The organism is Thermodesulfobacterium geofontis OPF15 (genome assembly GCF_000215975.1).
GTDB classification, from domain to species: Bacteria; Desulfobacterota; Thermodesulfobacteria; order Thermodesulfobacteriales; family Thermodesulfobacteriaceae; genus Thermodesulfobacterium; species Thermodesulfobacterium geofontis.
On sequence record NC_015682.1, the window covers coordinates 913,231 to 927,667 of the forward strand.

Consider the following 14,437-nt stretch of genomic DNA (forward strand, 5'->3'; position numbering starts at 1 on the left):
CCATTTTTAGTTATTTTATTATTTTATGTTCGGTTTTTAAAATATATTCTTTAATTTTTTCTAATTCCTCAAAATAGGCACTTGACATAAATATAAAAAGGGTTTTTTTAAAAATTTTATCAAACTTTAAATTATTTTCAAGAAAATAAGCCTTTTTTCCTAAATTTTTTAAAGCCTTTAATAAAAAATCTATATCAAGCCTTTCCTCTTCTGGAATTTTTTCCAAATTTGGAGGAATCTTTAAATAGATCTCATCTGCAAGACTTAAACTTTTTACATAATCTTCTTGAAAAACTTTTCTCTTACTGGAATTGGTTCTTGGTTCAAAAATAACTATTGTTTTTTGAGGCTTAATAGCTTTTTTAAGTTCTTCTAAGGTAACTCTTACCTCGGTTGGATGATGAGCAAAATCATCAATTATCACTAAGTTTTTGTCTGTATATAAAATTTCCTGTCTTCTTTTAACTCCTGGAAAGGTTTTAAAAGCCTCTCTCCAATTAATATTTAATAAATTTAAACCATAAAGTAAAGAAAGTACACATAAAGCATTAAGGGCATTATGCTCTCCTGGGAGAGAAAGATAAAATTTTAAATTCTTTTCAAAAGGAGTATTTACAACAATAGAATTCAAAAAAGATTTATTTTTAAATTGGGTTTCACTTTTTAATAAAACAAAATCAGCTTTAAGGTTCTTACCATAAGAGATTATCTTAGCTTTAGAAGAGGTGGTTTTTATAATTTTTGCTAAATTTTTATCCTCAAAATTATAAACTATGACTCCTTCTTCTGAGACAAGACTTATTAGTTTTTTAAAAACCTCTTTAAGACTTTCAATATCCGGATAGACATCAGCATGATCATATTCTAAATTTGTCAATATAATTGAGAAAGGTTTATAATACAAAAACTTAGGCTCCTTATCGAAAAAGGAAGCAGGATATTCATCTCCTTCAACCACAGCAAAAGAACCATCTCCCTTTCTAAAATTAAGTTCAGTATGTCTTAAAACACCTCCTACAAGATAGGTAGGGTCTAATCCAAGGTATTCAAGGGTGTAACTTAAAAGAGCTGTAACAGTTGTTTTTCCGTGAGTTCCTGCACAAACTAAAACTTTTTTATCTTTAAAGATGAATTGGTTTAAAAAAGAGGGAAAGGAGTAAAGAGGGATTCCTAATTTTTGAGAAGCTAAAACCTCTACATCATCTTTTTTAGCAATATTTCCCACTATAACAGCATCTGGTTTAATTTTTTCAATATTTTGGGGATCGGGCTCATATATGGGAATAGATAATTTTTTTAGAACTTGAGATGAGGGAGGATAAAGCTTTCCCTTTTCTGACCCAAAAACCTTAAAACCAGATTCCTTTAAAATACCTGCAACCCCACACATCCCTATTCCACCAATTCCAATTAAATAAACTTTCATTTTTCCTCCTCCAAGATAACTTCTATTTCTGGATTTAAAAGGACTTTAAAAGCAGAACCTTCTCTTATTGCAATTTCAAGAAGTCCTTCACTTCCAAAAAGAGCTATTAATTCCCCTTTTTTAGCATATCCGTAAGATTTAACTAAAGGCACCTCTTTTTTATTAACCAGAACTTTAAAAGTTCCTTTTACTATATCTTTGTGAAAATTGGTAATAATATTTCCGAAGCTATCCACATACCAAATTGAAAGCTTATATCCATTTAAAGTTTTTTCAGGAAGGGGAAAATCTAAGACTTTAAGCTTATCCTTAGGAATAGGTTTTAAAAATTCTTCAAAGGGGGTCTTATCTAAAATATAGGCTACAGCAGGAGCAAATAAATCTCTTCCGTGAAAAGTTGAGCTATAAGGTGGTTTTAAAACCTTGCTTTCTATTATTTCAAAAGAGATAAAATCTGGATTTTCTGAATAAATTAAAGAGAATATTCCATTATCTGGACCAACAAAAATAAATTTATCAGTTTTAATTACTAATGCTTTTCTTTCCGTTCCTACTCCTGGGTCAACTATAGTTAGAAAAATTGTTCCTTTAGGAAAGTATTTATAAGAAAAATAAAGACTAAGTGCTCCCTTCCTTACATCTTGAGGAGGTATTTTATGGGTTATATCAATAAAATTTACATTTAAAGGCTTTTTTAGTTCTTTTAAAATTCTTCCTTTAATTACACCAACATAATGGTCTTTTATTCCAAAATCAGTAAGTAATGCAACTATCTTAAACATTTTGGGATATAAGAAAAACTTCTTCTCCTTTTGAAATTTTATTTTTTGCTTTTTTAGAATATTTTATAAGTAAATCCTTAATAAAGTTTTGTGGTGGATCTCCTTCTATCACTACAGCTGTAGGTGCAGGAACATTTAAAGTATAGGTTTTATATTTGTTTTCAACTATCCTTTTTATTTTTTCGTTTTCTTCTTTATTTCTTCCAAGAACTATCCAAAGTTCCTCTTCTAAGAAATGCCTTCCTAATACTAAAAGTTGGCAAGTTTTGTAATTAAGAGGTCTTTTTTCTTTTATAATTTTTAAAACCCTTTCTCCAATTTGTGGATCTGTAAGTAAGCATCCGCCTGCTGGGGTAGGGATTTCTTTTAGATTAAATTTTTTTGCCAATTCTAATTGAAAAGCCCTTTTTCTACCAGAAATACTATAAAGTTTTTCCCTATTTACAAGTCCTTTTTTTTCTACTTCTGTTATAGAAAGAAGTTTAGCTGAAAGGGGTCTTAATAAAATCCCTTTAACTCCAGCTTTTTCTTCTATTAATTCTAAAGTATTTTTGTTTTGGCTCATAGGTCTTTGTCCTAAAACTTCTCCTGTAGCAATAAAATCTGCCTTATATTTTTCCATTAGCTCTTTGGCTTTTTTTAACATAAAAATTTTACAATCTATACAGGGATTAGCATAATCTCCATATCCATATTCAGGTTTTTTAAGAATTTCTATATATTCTTCGGTTATATCTATTATAAGTCCCTCATCAAAATTAAGAGTCTTTATTTTTTCATAAAAAGGAGAAGGATTTTCTTTATATTTCCATCCAAAAAAGGGAGTAATAAATTTTATAGCTATTATTTTTATGCCTTGTTCTTTAAGTATTAATCCTGCTAAATGACTATCAAGTCCTTCTGAGAAAAGAAGAAGGGCTGTAAGCATTTTAAGTTAGACTTGAGCTTCTAAGAAGCTTTTTGCTAATTCTAAATTTTGGGGATCGCCAAGCATCCTTGCAATTTCTTTCAATCTTTCTTCTCCTTCTACTTTTTTAATCTTGGTTTTAGTTTCTTTTTCTTTTATTTCCTTTTCTACTACATAATGAATATCAGCTAAAACAGCAATTTGAGGAAGATGGGTGACACATAAAACTTGGTAATTTTGAGAAAGATCTTTTAATTTCTGAGCAATTTTTTTAGCAGTAGTACCCCCAATTCCAACATCCACTTCATCAAATATTAAACTACCTGCCTCAGTTTTTTCTTTTAAAATGGATTTACAAGCAAGAAAAATACGAGAAAGTTCTCCTCCTGAAGCAACTTTTTCAAGGGGCTTTAAAGGAACCCCAGGATTAGAGGAAAATAGAAATTTTACCTCATCAAGCCCTAAGGGACCGAGATTTTCAATTTTAGGTTCTCTAAGTATTAGCTCTATTTTAAAGTCAGCTTTTTCCATTCCCAAATCTTTTAATTCTTTTTTTAAAAGGCTCTGGAGTTTAGGGATTCCCTTTAATCTTTCTTCACTTAATTTTAAAGCAGACTCTATCAATTTCTTTTTTAGTGTTTCTTCTTCCTTTAATAAATTTTCATAATTTTCCTCTCCTACTTCCAAAAGGCTTATTTCCTCTTTTAATTCTTCTAAAAGTTTTATCAGTCCTTGGGTATCTCTTTTATATTTTCTTTTGAGTTTTTCGTATTTAGAAAGCCTTTCTTCTATTTCATTTAATGCTGTATCATCTTCAGGAAGATGGCTTGAGTAATCAATTAGATCTCTTGCTATTTCTTTTAGCTCATAATACATAGAAAAAACTTTAGAATAGTGATCTTTAAATTTATGCTCAATTTTGCTTAAGCTTTCAAAAGAAGAAACGATCTGATAAAAGTTTTTTTCAATTTCTTCAAGGTTTGAAAGAAGAAATTGGGTTTTTTCTTTTAAAAGGGAAAGATTTTTTAATTTTTCTCTTTCTTTTTGAAGATTTTCTTCCTCTTCCGGATTAGGTTTTAGTTCTTCAATTTCTCTAATTTGGAAAAGCAAAAAATCTTTTCTTAGCTGAGAGGAAGCTATTTTTTCTTCTATTTCTTTTATTTGCGATACCAAGCTTTTGTATTTATAATAAAGTTCTTGATATTCTTTTAAATAAGGGATAAGTTCTAAAAAGTGATCTAAAAATTCAAGTTGTTTTTCTGAAGATAAAAGAGTATAAAATTCGTGTTGGCTTGTAAGTAAGATTAAATCTTTTGTGAGTTTAGAAAGTTCAGTAAGGGTTACTGGGGAACCATTTATATAAATTTTTTGTCTATTAGGGGAAAAAATTCTTCTAACATGTATTTCTTCCTGAGGGGTATATCCTGCTTCTTGTAATTTTTGAGAAAGTTTTTCTCCTCCCCAAATAATAGCCTCGATCTCTCCTTCTTTAGCTCCGGGTCTTATATAATTAGCGCCTCCTTTTTCTCCCAAAAGGAGTTTCACAGCTTTTATAAGAAGAGATTTTCCTGCTCCTGTTTCTCCAGTAAAGACAACAAATCCTTTATCTAAATCTAAATGAATATTTTCTATAAGTACAAGATTACTAATTTTTAATTCTAAAATCACAAACTTATTTTAAAAACATTTTAAAAATTTTTCAAACCTTTTTACCTTTTCGCACTTACGAAGTGAGATAAGGTAAAGTAATTTTCAAAGTATTTTACCTTTCATAAACTCAAGGGCTTCAGATGCTGAAGCAAGATGAATAAGCTCTCCATCAGTCACAACCGCAAATCTTTCCCCTATTAACTCAGCTTCATAAACATCATGTGTAACATACAACACCGGTATATTTATACTTTTTATTACTTTATAAAATTCAGGCAAAAGCTTTTTTTTGGTGGGAGCATCAAATTCTTTTAAAGGCTCATCCATAAGCAAAACCGATGGCTCAGACACTAAAGCTCGTGCTAACGAGACCCTGCTTTTATATCCACCACTAAGTTGTTGTGGCTTAAACTGTAAATAGTCTTTTAACCCCAACATTTTAATTATTTTTTCCGCTGTTTTCTCACAACCCCGCCGATTTTTCAGCGAATACATGATATTGTCTTTTACCGAAAGATGATTAAAAAGGGCAGGAGATTGTGGAACATACCCAACCTTCCTACACTCAGGAGGTAGCATAGTTACATCCTGACCATCAATAATTATTTTACCTTCATCCGGTTTTATTATCCCAGAAATGATCTTAAGCAATGTAGATTTCCCGCTTCCATTTAATCCTAAAATAACCATTATTTCAGATTTTTTTACTTCTAATGTTACGTTTTTCAAAACTTTACGATTTACAAAACTTTTACTTATATTTTTAACCTCAAGCATTTATTTTTTCCCATTTATTTATTAAATTTAAAAATCCTACTATTAATAAAGACAATAAAATACAGAATGCACTTGCAGTCACCGCCATATCAATTTCACCCTCTTCAACTTTAGTAAAAACATAAGATGCTAAAACCTGAGTATCACCCGGAACATTTCCTCCAAACATAAGCACAGCAGCAAACTCACTTATTGACCTGGCAAAGGCTAATCCGAAACTTGAGAACATAACCGTTCCCAAAGAAGGAATCACAATCCGCAAATATACTTTACCAGGGGTGTCTCCCAATGTGCGGGCTACATCAATTACCTCTGGTTCTATTTTGTCTACACCGGCAGATATAGCTCTTGCTGCTAGAGGGTATGAAACAAAAAACATAGCAAGCACTACAGAAACCTTCGTAAATGCCAATCCTGTATCACTTACAAAACCTAAGACATTACGTCCAAAAGCTAAAAGCAGAGCAAGTCCAGCAACAGTATGCGGTAAAGCAGCAGGTAAATCATTCATAAAATTGGCAATCTTGTATAAAATCCTGTATAAATATGAATCTTTTGCAAAAAGATGATAATATCCAAATCCTATTGCCATTACAAGACATAATCCAGAAGCTATAAATGCAGCCCCTATAGTATTTTTTACGCTTTGCCAGAATAATACATCATGAAAGGTCTTAAGAATACCTGCACCATTAACATGCCCTAATAATGCAAGAATAGGATAAATTACCAATAAAAAAAATAGTGGAATAAATAAAGCGCTAATAATATTGTTTTTCATTTTTTTACAGCTCTCCAACCATATTTTTCAAATATGTTGATGTTGTCATTGGCTATATTCAAGAATTCCTTGGCAAGTTTTTCATTTCCGCCTTTAATGATAGCTGCGCCAAAAATAATCTCTCCAGTAAATTTTTGGGGTATTTCTTCAACATATTCCACATTAAATGCTTTGGCTACGCTACTATAAATTAAACCTGCATCAAGTTCATTTTTTTGAAGCATAATAGCAAGCTGATTTACTGTTGCAGGACGCGCTCTGAGATTTCCCGAAGAAACCAGCTTATCCCAAATATTCATTCTCTTTAAAGCTCTTTCAGAATAAACACCGACTGGTGCTCTGGTATCAGCTACCCCTACTACTACTCCTGGTTTTATCAAATCTTTTACACTTTTAACTTTGTTTTTACCAGTTTGTGACACTGCCAGCACCAATATATCTTGCACGAATTTTTGACCTTCAGCCAGTTTTCCGTCTTCTTTGAGCTTTTCTATATAAAGCCAGTCTGCAGAAAAAAATATGTCACAAGGCTGACCCATTTTGATTTGTGTGTAAAGTCCACCTGAGGGACCATAATTTGGTACTACCTTTGCACCAGTTTTTTTCTCAAAAATGGCGATAATTTCATCCATTGGTTTTTTAAGTCCTGCTGCTACATAAAGCTTAAGTTTCTGTCCTTTAAAAACTGCACTTTCGCTCTTTGGAGCCCCCTTAAGATCCTTATAAGCATAAACGTATCCAAAATTAAAAAACATTAGTAACACAAAAATCAAAAGCACCCAAATTTTTCTTTTCATTTTGACACCTCCTCATTATATTTAATTTTATATAACGCTGTACCTAAAAAATTAATCTAAATTTCAAAATTTTTAATTTGCTCTGAAAGAAATTTCTTAAAATTTTCATGAATTTTCCAGAATTGTTCGATCGCCTTTTCAGCGGTCTCAGTAATCCTTGTTCCTCCACCCCCTTTGCCTCCAACTTGAGTTTCAACAAGAGGTTTTTTTGCCTGTCTATTCATTGAAGCAATAAGTCTCCATGCCTGTCTGTATGACATATTTAGAGCTTTGGCTGCCTTTGAAATTGAGCCATACTGCTTGATTTTTTCAAGTAAAGCTATTCTTCCATAACCCAAAAATGTTCCCTCACTCCCTTCAATCCATATTTTACCTTTAAGTGTATACTCTCCATGTTTCTCACTATCTACAATGCAAAACTGGTGCGGATCTTTTAATGGTTTCCTTCCTTTTTTCTTCATAATATGGCAATATATAACAAAACATAACGATTTGTCAAGAACTATCAAGAAAAAGTTTTACCTGAAATTACTAATAAGCAGTTTATCCCACTTACGAAGTGGGATAAGGTAAAATAATTATAAAATAAAATTTAATTAAATTTATAAAATAGGTCTTGACTTTTTATTTTTTTTTAAATAATCTAAGTGGTATAAAGTGGAATAAAGTGGAATAAAATGTTTAGAGGTAAGTTCAAGCATACTCTTGATGAAAAAGGAAGATTTAGCTTACCTGCTAAATTTAGAGAAGTCTTAAGAGTTAAATATGGAAGTGAAAATTTAGTAGTTACCAATTATCCAGACTGTTTGGTTGCCTATCCTTTAGAAGAATGGCAAAAGATAGAAAATAAATTATTATCCCTTCCTTGGGACATTCCAGAAGTAAGACAATATGTAAGATATTTTTTAGGCGCTGCTGAAGAATATCAACCCGATAAACAAGGGAGAATCCTTCTTTCTCAATCCTTAAGAGAAGAAATAAAATTGGAAAGAGAAGTAATTCTTTTAGGAATGCTAACCCATTTTGAAATTTGGAATCCTAAGTATCTGGAATCTAAATTTAAAGAAACTAAAGAAAACTTTAGTAAGGTTATGCAAATTATAAATCCTTATCTTACAGGAGTAAAAAATTTATCACCATGAGCCTGTATTATTAAAAGAAGTATTGGAGTGGCTAAATGTGAAGGAAAATAAAATTTATGTAGATGGAACTGTTGGATTAGGAGGGCATAGTTCTGCAATTTTAGAAGCTTCCAAACCATCAGGTATTTTATATGGCTTTGAATGGAATGAGGATTCCTTTAAAATAGCTCAAGAAAGACTAAAAAAATATGGAGAAAGAGTAAAACTTTTTAATAAAAATTTCGTTTTTATAAAAGAGATTCTTCAAAAAGAAGGTGTTTTAGCAGATGGAATCCTTTTAGACCTTGGAATTTCATCCTTTCTTTTAGAAGGAAGTAAAAGAGGATTTTCCTTTCAAAAAGATGAACCATTGGATATGAGAATAAATCTTTCTATAAATCTTACCGCTAAGGATATTTTAAATAATTATGATTTTGTAAGTTTAAGCAATGTTTTTAAAAAAGGAGAAGTTCCTAAGGCAGATAAGTTTGCCAAATTTATTTGTGAAAAAAGAAAGAAAAAACCCTTCGAAACAACACAAGATTTAGTAAAAGCAATAAAAGAATTTTATAAAACTTCTAAAAAAGATTTATTAGCAGTTATTTTTCAAAGTTTAAGAATAGAAGTTAATAAAGAGCTTGAAAACTTAGAAATTGCTCTTCAAAAACTTCCAGATGTTTTAAAATCCTCTGGAAGAATTGTAGTTATCTCTTTTCACTCTTTAGAAGATAGAATTGTAAAGACTTCTTTTAAAAATGATCCCAGAATTAAGGTTCTTACTAAAAAACCTATTACTCCTTCGGAAGAAGAAATAAAAAGAAATCCGAGAGCAAGAAGTGCAAAAATGAGGGTAGGGGAAAAAATATGAATAACAAAGCTATGATTTACAGACCAACTATAGAGTATAACTATAAAAATAAAAAGGATAGAAACAAAGAAGAAGCTATTTCTTTAAAGGAATGGATAAAAGAATTTGTAACTGATATTGTGATTTTTTTCCTTGGAATCTTGGTTTTTGTTTTAAGTATAGCTAATGCTTATAATACTTATCTTCTTATAAAACTAAAAGTAGAAAAAGTTTCTTTACTTAAAGAAAATCAAGCTTTAAAAAGAGAATATCAATTTTTAACCTCAAGGGATGTTGTCTTAAGAAAGGCAAAAACTCTTGGACTTTATCCACCCCAAAAAGAAGATATACTTAGGTTAGAGTAAATGGGAAAAAAGCAAAATTTTTTGTTATTTTTAAGTATCCTTTCAGTTTTAGTAGTTTTAATGGTTAATTTTTCAGCAGAAAGAGTAACTGGAAAACCTACTGAATATAGAGTTAAAAGAGGCTACATTTTTGATAGAAACTTAAATCCTCTTGCTATATTCTTAGAAAATTATAAAGCCTATTATTTACTTAAAAATGATAATCTTTTCAGTTCCCCAGATATTAAACTTCTTAAAAAATATTTAGGTTCTACTATAAATTTATCTAAAAAAGGGGTTGTTCTTCTCTCAGAAGATCTTAGCTTGGAAGAGGTTGAAAATTTGAAAAAAGAAAAAAATGTAATAATTGAAAAAACTTACAAGAGAAAAGTTTTACAACCTTATTTAAAATCTCTCATAGGAGAAACTTTTAATGAATATGGAGTTTCAGGATTAGAAAAAATTTTTGATGAACACCTAAGTATGGGGAATCCTCTTATTTTGTCTATTGATTTAAATTTAGAAAAAAGGGTTTACAATATTATTAGTAGATTAAATCTTTTATCCTTTGGGATAGCTATTTTTGATCTTAAAACTGGTGAATTGCTTTGTTATTTAGAAAGTGAAAATTTAAGACCTTTTGGTAGTTATTATCCTTTAAACTTATTTAACATTCCACCATCTGAAATAAAAGATTTTAAATGGGTTTTAGGAGAAAATTTAGCACTTAAAGAAAAAGATACTATAAAAATAAATATTTGGCATATTGCTAAATGGTATATGGATAAAGTTTGCAATAAACCTGTTGAGCCTACTGTTTTGCTTAGAGAGACAAAAATTTGTGAACCAAAATCGGAAATCTTTAAAGATAAGGAATACATTTATAATTTAGGTAATAGTTTTGTTACAGTTGCCTTTAAGGAAGATAAAATGGCTCTTTCTTTGTTTGTTTTTGATCCCCAAGAAAAAGATTTACTAAATAAAAATAAAACAACAATAAATTATTTAATTTCTATGTTATGAAACCTTTAGGAGAACTTATTAAAAATTTAGAAATTATAAAGGCTTATTATGGAAGCCAACCTATAGAAAATTTTGCACCATATAAATATTTAAAAATAAGGGGAATTTCTGAAAATTCTAAAGAGATTGAAGATGGATTTATCTTTGTTGCAAGAAAGGGAACTAATTTTAATGGAGAAGCTTTTATAGAAGAGGCTATTAATAATGGAGCTTTGATAATTATTAGAGAAAGTGATATTAATTCTAAGGAGACTTACCCAGGAACTATTCAGATTCAAGTTAAAGATATTAAAAAAGCCTTATCTACCCTTTCTTTGAATTTTTTTGAAAATCCTCAAGAAAAAATATTTTTAATTGGTGTTACAGGAACAAATGGAAAAACTTCAGTAAGTTATTTCACTAAAAACATTTTAAATTTTTTAGGTGTTAAATGTGGATATATAGGAACTCTTTTTTACGAAACAGATAGAATTATTCCTGCCCTTGAAACTACACCTTCCATTTTAAAAATTTCCAGTCTATTAAAAGAAATGGTAGATAAAAATTTTAAAGCTTGTGTAATTGAAGTTTCCTCACATGCTTTACATCAAGATAGACTTTTGGGGCTTTTCTTTGACATAGCAGCTTTTACTAATCTTTCAAGAGATCATTTAGATTATCATAAAGATATGGAAGATTATTATCAAGCAAAGAAAAAACTTTTTAAAGAATATTTAAAAGAAAATTCTAAAATAGTTATTTCCTTAGAAAGCGAATATGGTAAAAGATTAGCTGAAGAATTAAAAGATTTTTCTCCGCTTTTAGTTAACAATGAAGAAATTAAAAGTGAAATATTAAGGAAAAAAAACAAATTAAGCCTTAAGATTAAAATTAAAGACAAAGAATATGAAATTTCAACACAACTTTTAGGAGATTATCAAGCTAAAAATCTGACCACCACTTTAGGAATTCTTTTAGCTATGGGATATAAAATTGAAGACCTCTTAGAACCCATTAAAAAACTTAAAAATCCTGTTGGAAGACTGGAATTGGTAACTGAATATAAAGGTGCTAAAATATTCGTAGATTATGCACATACACCAGAGGCATTAGCTGAAGCTTTAAAAAGTTTAAGTTCGATTAAAGAAAATAGATTAATTGTGCTTTTTGGTTGTGGTGGAAATAGAGACAAAGGTAAAAGACCTCTTATGGGTAAGGTCGCAAGTATGCTTGCTGATGGAATAATTTTAACTTCAGATAATCCAAGATTTGAAGATCCATTAAAAATTATTGAAGATATTGAAAAAGGTATTAATTCGTCAAAGCCTTATAAAATTATTCCTGACAGAAGATCTGCTTTAGAATTTGCTATTAAAAATTTACAAGAGGGGGATGTTCTTTTAGTTGCCGGGAAGGGGCACGAAACTTATCAAGAGATAGAAGGTAAAAGATATCCTTTTTCTGATCAGGAAGAAATTTTGAAAATTATAAGTACCTTAGACTTAAAATGAATGTAGAAATTAATCTATCTACAGAAGACATAATAAAAGCTACTTCAGGTATCCTTATAAATGGAGATATGGGGATATGGTTTAAAGGAATTTCAACAGATACAAGGGTTATTAAACCAGGTTATCTTTTCTTTGCTTTAAAAGGTGAAAAATTTGATGGGCATGAATTTTACAAAGATGCTATAGAAAAAGGTGCTAAGGGTTTAGTCATTTCTCGTTTTCCAAAAGGGTTCAAAATTGAGGAAATTCCTAAAACCATTTCTATAATTTTGGTAAAGGATACTCTTAAAGCTTTAGGAGATTTGGCAAGTTTCTGGAGAGGTAAACTTAATTCTATTTTTGTAGCTATAACAGGTTCATGTGGAAAAACCACTACCAAAGAATTAAGCTATAATATAATTTCTAAGTTTTTCAAAACTTCTAAAAACCAAGCTAATTATAATAATTTAATAGGTGTACCTCTTACACTTCTCTCTATAAAAGAAGATACAGAAGTAGTTATACTTGAACTTGGAACTAATCAAAAAGGAGAAATAGAAAGGCTTTCTCAGATTGTAAAACCTCATATTTCAGTTATAACCTCCATTTATCCTGCCCATTTAGAGGGATTAAATTCTATTGAAGGCGTTTTAGAAGAAAAAATAAGTTTATTTAAAAATACCTATAAAGATGGGATTCTTATTTATAATTTTGATCAAGAAATTTTAAGAAAAAGGGTAGAACCCTTTTCACAAAATAAGCTCTCTTTTGGATTTGATGAAAATGCAGATTTATCTATAAAAAATTTAGTTTTTTCTGAAAACAAAATACAAGGTGAAATAATTTTTAAAAAAAGCTCTTATCCTTTGGAGATAGAAAATATAGGAAAATACAATCTTTTAAATCTTTTAGCAAGTCTTTGTGTAGCTATTTCCTTAAAACTTGATTTAAAAGAAATTGTTCCTTTAGTAGGAAAAGAAATTCCTCTTTATAAAAGATTTAAAATTTTTGAGAAAGAAAACTTTCTCGTTATAGATGATACTTACAATGCTAATCCTGGCTCTGTTAAAGCAGCTTTAGAATTTTTAAAAGAAATTTCAAAAGACTACGAAAAAAAGATAGTTATTTTAGGAGATATGAAAGAATTGGGAAAAGACTCAGAGAAATTTCATAAAGAAATAGGGAGTCTTGTGGCTAAGGTTGCTGATTTCGCTATCTTTATAGGTGAGATGGCAAAAAGTTATAAAGAGGGTTTTAAAAGAGAAACCCAAAATAAAAATTGTGAAATTTTTAATAGTGTTGAAGAATTTTTAGAAAAAATTCCCTTTAAGAAATTTAAAGAAGAAAAGGCGAAAACAAATATTTTAGTAAAGGGTTCAAGAGCTCTAAGAATGGAAAGGGTAGTAGAAAAGCTATATGAGGAGCTAAATTAATGCTTTATCACCTTCTTTATTCTTTAAAAGATATCTCTATTATATTTAATGTTTTTAAATATATAACCTTTAGAATGATTTGTGGAGCTTTGACTGCCTTTATCTTGGTGTACATTTTTATGCCCTATTTTATAAGATTTATGAAACAAAAACAATTTGGACAGATTGTAAGAGAAGAGGGCCCCTCTCATCATAAAGCTAAAACAGGTACCCCTACCATGGGAGGTGTCATTATAGTTACCTCTATTATGATTTCTGCTCTTTTGTGGTGTAATCTTACCAATTATTTAATTTGGATAGTTTTATTTGTTCTTTTAAGCTTTGGATTTGTAGGGTTTTTAGATGATTTTTTAAAAATAAAAAGAAAAAAAAATTTGGGATTAAGGGCAAGGGAGAAATTTTTAGCTCAAATTATAATAGTAAGCATATTTTATTTAGTTTTATTTAAATTTTTAAATTTCTCTACAACCCTTAATTTTCCTTTTTTTAAAAAATTAATTATTGATATTGGTATCCTTTATTTAATTTTTAGCATGTTGGTAATAATTGGTAGTTCCAATGCTATGAATTTAACTGATGGACTTGATGGACTTGCTATAGTGCCTTTCATAGTGGTTGCTGGAGTTTATAGTATTTTAAGCTATGTAGCTGGGCATATAAAATTTTCGAGTTATTTATACCTTCCCTATGTACCTAATGCTGGAGAATTAGCTATTTTATGTGCTATTTTGGTGGGAGCTGGATTAGGGTTTTTGTGGTATAATTCTCATCCTGCTGAAATTTTCATGGGAGATGTAGGTTCTCTTGCTTTAGGAGCAACCTTAGGAGCTATTGCTATAATAATAAAACAAGAATTTCTTTTGGTCATAGCTGGAGGTTTATTTGTCCTTGAGGCATTATCAGTTATATTACAAGTTGCCTATTTTAAAATTACTAAGGGAAAAAGAATTTTTAAGATGGCTCCTTTACATCATCATTTTGAGCTAAAGGGTTGGCCAGAAAATAAAGTAGTAGTTAGATTTTGGATTGTATCTATAATTTTTGGACTTATAGCTTTAAGTACTTTAAAGATAAGGTAGA

General features: G+C 29.8%; 15 protein-coding genes. 7 read left to right on the forward strand and 8 right to left on the reverse strand.

Annotated elements, in window-relative coordinates; all coding sequences use genetic code 11:
• Positions 1-10: 10 nt before the first annotated feature.
• The 8 genes from TOPB45_RS04775 to TOPB45_RS04810 all read right to left on the reverse strand — a co-directional run bounded on the left by TOPB45_RS04775 (position 11) and on the right by TOPB45_RS04810 (position 7,581).
• Entirely contained in the window at positions 11-1,426 is a 1,416-nt protein-coding gene (locus TOPB45_RS04775; RefSeq protein ID WP_013909722.1) for a UDP-N-acetylmuramate--L-alanine ligase, read from the reverse strand.
• A complete protein-coding gene (locus TOPB45_RS04780; protein WP_013909723.1) occupies positions 1,423-2,208 on the reverse strand; it encodes an SAM hydrolase/SAM-dependent halogenase family protein in 786 nt (261 codons plus the stop codon). The genes TOPB45_RS04775 and TOPB45_RS04780 overlap by 4 nt, the downstream gene beginning before the upstream one ends.
• Positions 2,201-3,136 (reverse strand): tRNA methyltransferase, encoded by a 936-nt coding sequence (locus TOPB45_RS04785; protein WP_013909724.1) that lies wholly within the window; start codon positions 3,134-3,136, stop codon positions 2,201-2,203. Before TOPB45_RS04785 ends, TOPB45_RS04780 begins: the two co-directional genes overlap by 8 nt.
• 6 nt (positions 3,137-3,142) lie before the next feature.
• The gene (gene recN, locus TOPB45_RS04790; RefSeq protein ID WP_013909725.1) at positions 3,143-4,783 is read right to left on the reverse strand and encodes a DNA repair protein RecN; all 1,641 of its coding nucleotides are present in this window, start codon (positions 4,781-4,783) and stop codon (positions 3,143-3,145) included.
• 84 nt (positions 4,784-4,867) lie between these two features.
• Positions 4,868-5,542 (reverse strand): ABC transporter ATP-binding protein, encoded by a 675-nt coding sequence (locus TOPB45_RS04795; protein WP_013909726.1) that lies wholly within the window; start codon positions 5,540-5,542, stop codon positions 4,868-4,870.
• A complete protein-coding gene (locus TOPB45_RS04800) occupies positions 5,535-6,323 on the reverse strand; it encodes an ABC transporter permease (RefSeq protein WP_013909727.1) in 789 nt (262 codons plus the stop codon). Before TOPB45_RS04800 ends, TOPB45_RS04795 begins: the two co-directional genes overlap by 8 nt.
• Complete coding sequence (gene modA, locus TOPB45_RS08785) at positions 6,320-7,120, reverse strand: molybdate ABC transporter substrate-binding protein (RefSeq protein WP_013909728.1); 801 nt, start codon at positions 7,118-7,120, stop codon at positions 6,320-6,322. Before modA ends, TOPB45_RS04800 begins: the two co-directional genes overlap by 4 nt.
• Before the next feature lie 56 nt (positions 7,121-7,176).
• Entirely contained in the window at positions 7,177-7,581 is a 405-nt protein-coding gene (locus TOPB45_RS04810) for a winged helix-turn-helix domain-containing protein (RefSeq protein WP_013909729.1), read from the reverse strand.
• Positions 7,582-7,797: 216 nt separating this feature from the next.
• Here TOPB45_RS04810 and mraZ point away from each other — a divergent pair, with 216 nt between their 5' ends.
• From mraZ to mraY, 7 genes are read left to right on the forward strand one after another with little or no spacing between them, the layout of a single operon-like run.
• Positions 7,798-8,262, forward strand: coding sequence for a division/cell wall cluster transcriptional repressor MraZ (gene mraZ, locus TOPB45_RS04815; RefSeq protein WP_013909730.1), 465 nt, complete (start codon positions 7,798-7,800; stop codon positions 8,260-8,262).
• A gap of 37 nt (positions 8,263-8,299) precedes the next feature.
• Positions 8,300-9,109 carry a 16S rRNA (cytosine(1402)-N(4))-methyltransferase RsmH gene (gene rsmH, locus TOPB45_RS04820; RefSeq protein WP_236608007.1) on the forward strand — a complete coding sequence of 270 codons (810 nt, stop codon included), beginning with the start codon at positions 8,300-8,302 and terminating at the stop codon, positions 9,107-9,109.
• The gene (locus TOPB45_RS04825; RefSeq protein WP_013909732.1) at positions 9,106-9,453 is read left to right on the forward strand and encodes a hypothetical protein; all 348 of its coding nucleotides are present in this window, start codon (positions 9,106-9,108) and stop codon (positions 9,451-9,453) included. The genes rsmH and TOPB45_RS04825 overlap by 4 nt, the downstream gene beginning before the upstream one ends.
• Positions 9,454-10,455: a penicillin-binding protein 2 gene (locus tag TOPB45_RS04830; protein ID WP_013909733.1), complete on the forward strand. Its 1,002-nt coding sequence runs from the start codon at positions 9,454-9,456 to the stop codon at positions 10,453-10,455.
• Positions 10,452-11,945 carry a UDP-N-acetylmuramoyl-L-alanyl-D-glutamate--2,6-diaminopimelate ligase gene (locus tag TOPB45_RS04835; RefSeq protein ID WP_013909734.1) on the forward strand — a complete coding sequence of 498 codons (1,494 nt, stop codon included), beginning with the start codon at positions 10,452-10,454 and terminating at the stop codon, positions 11,943-11,945. The genes TOPB45_RS04830 and TOPB45_RS04835 overlap by 4 nt, the downstream gene beginning before the upstream one ends.
• Positions 11,942-13,357: a UDP-N-acetylmuramoyl-tripeptide--D-alanyl-D-alanine ligase gene (locus TOPB45_RS04840; protein ID WP_013909735.1), complete on the forward strand. Its 1,416-nt coding sequence runs from the start codon at positions 11,942-11,944 to the stop codon at positions 13,355-13,357. Before TOPB45_RS04835 ends, TOPB45_RS04840 begins: the two co-directional genes overlap by 4 nt.
• Positions 13,357-14,436: a phospho-N-acetylmuramoyl-pentapeptide-transferase gene (mraY, locus tag TOPB45_RS04845; RefSeq protein WP_013909736.1), complete on the forward strand. Its 1,080-nt coding sequence runs from the start codon at positions 13,357-13,359 to the stop codon at positions 14,434-14,436. The genes TOPB45_RS04840 and mraY overlap by 1 nt, the downstream gene beginning before the upstream one ends.
• Position 14,437 lies beyond the last annotated feature (1 nt).

Coding starts and splice junctions, on each gene's coding strand:
- TOPB45_RS04835 (WP_013909734.1), top strand. CDS start 10,452: ATGAAACCTTTAGGAGAACTTATTAAAAATTTAGAAATTATAAAGGCT.
- mraZ (WP_013909730.1), top strand. CDS start 7,798: ATGTTTAGAGGTAAGTTCAAGCATACTCTTGATGAAAAAGGAAGATTT.
- TOPB45_RS04795 (WP_013909726.1), bottom strand. CDS start 5,542: ATGCTTGAGGTTAAAAATATAAGTAAAAGTTTTGTAAATCGTAAAGTT.
- TOPB45_RS04785 (WP_013909724.1), bottom strand. CDS start 3,136: ATGCTTACAGCCCTTCTTCTTTTCTCAGAAGGACTTGATAGTCATTTA.
- mraY (WP_013909736.1), top strand. CDS start 13,357: ATGCTTTATCACCTTCTTTATTCTTTAAAAGATATCTCTATTATATTT.
- TOPB45_RS04800 (WP_013909727.1), bottom strand. CDS start 6,323: ATGAAAAACAATATTATTAGCGCTTTATTTATTCCACTATTTTTTTTA.
- TOPB45_RS04775 (WP_013909722.1), bottom strand. CDS start 1,426: ATGAAAGTTTATTTAATTGGAATTGGTGGAATAGGGATGTGTGGGGTT.
- TOPB45_RS04830 (WP_013909733.1), top strand. CDS start 9,454: ATGGGAAAAAAGCAAAATTTTTTGTTATTTTTAAGTATCCTTTCAGTT.
- TOPB45_RS04825 (WP_013909732.1), top strand. CDS start 9,106: ATGAATAACAAAGCTATGATTTACAGACCAACTATAGAGTATAACTAT.
- TOPB45_RS04840 (WP_013909735.1), top strand. CDS start 11,942: ATGAATGTAGAAATTAATCTATCTACAGAAGACATAATAAAAGCTACT.
- modA (WP_013909728.1), bottom strand. CDS start 7,120: ATGAAAAGAAAAATTTGGGTGCTTTTGATTTTTGTGTTACTAATGTTT.
- TOPB45_RS04780 (WP_013909723.1), bottom strand. CDS start 2,208: ATGTTTAAGATAGTTGCATTACTTACTGATTTTGGAATAAAAGACCAT.
- TOPB45_RS04810 (WP_013909729.1), bottom strand. CDS start 7,581: ATGAAGAAAAAAGGAAGGAAACCATTAAAAGATCCGCACCAGTTTTGC.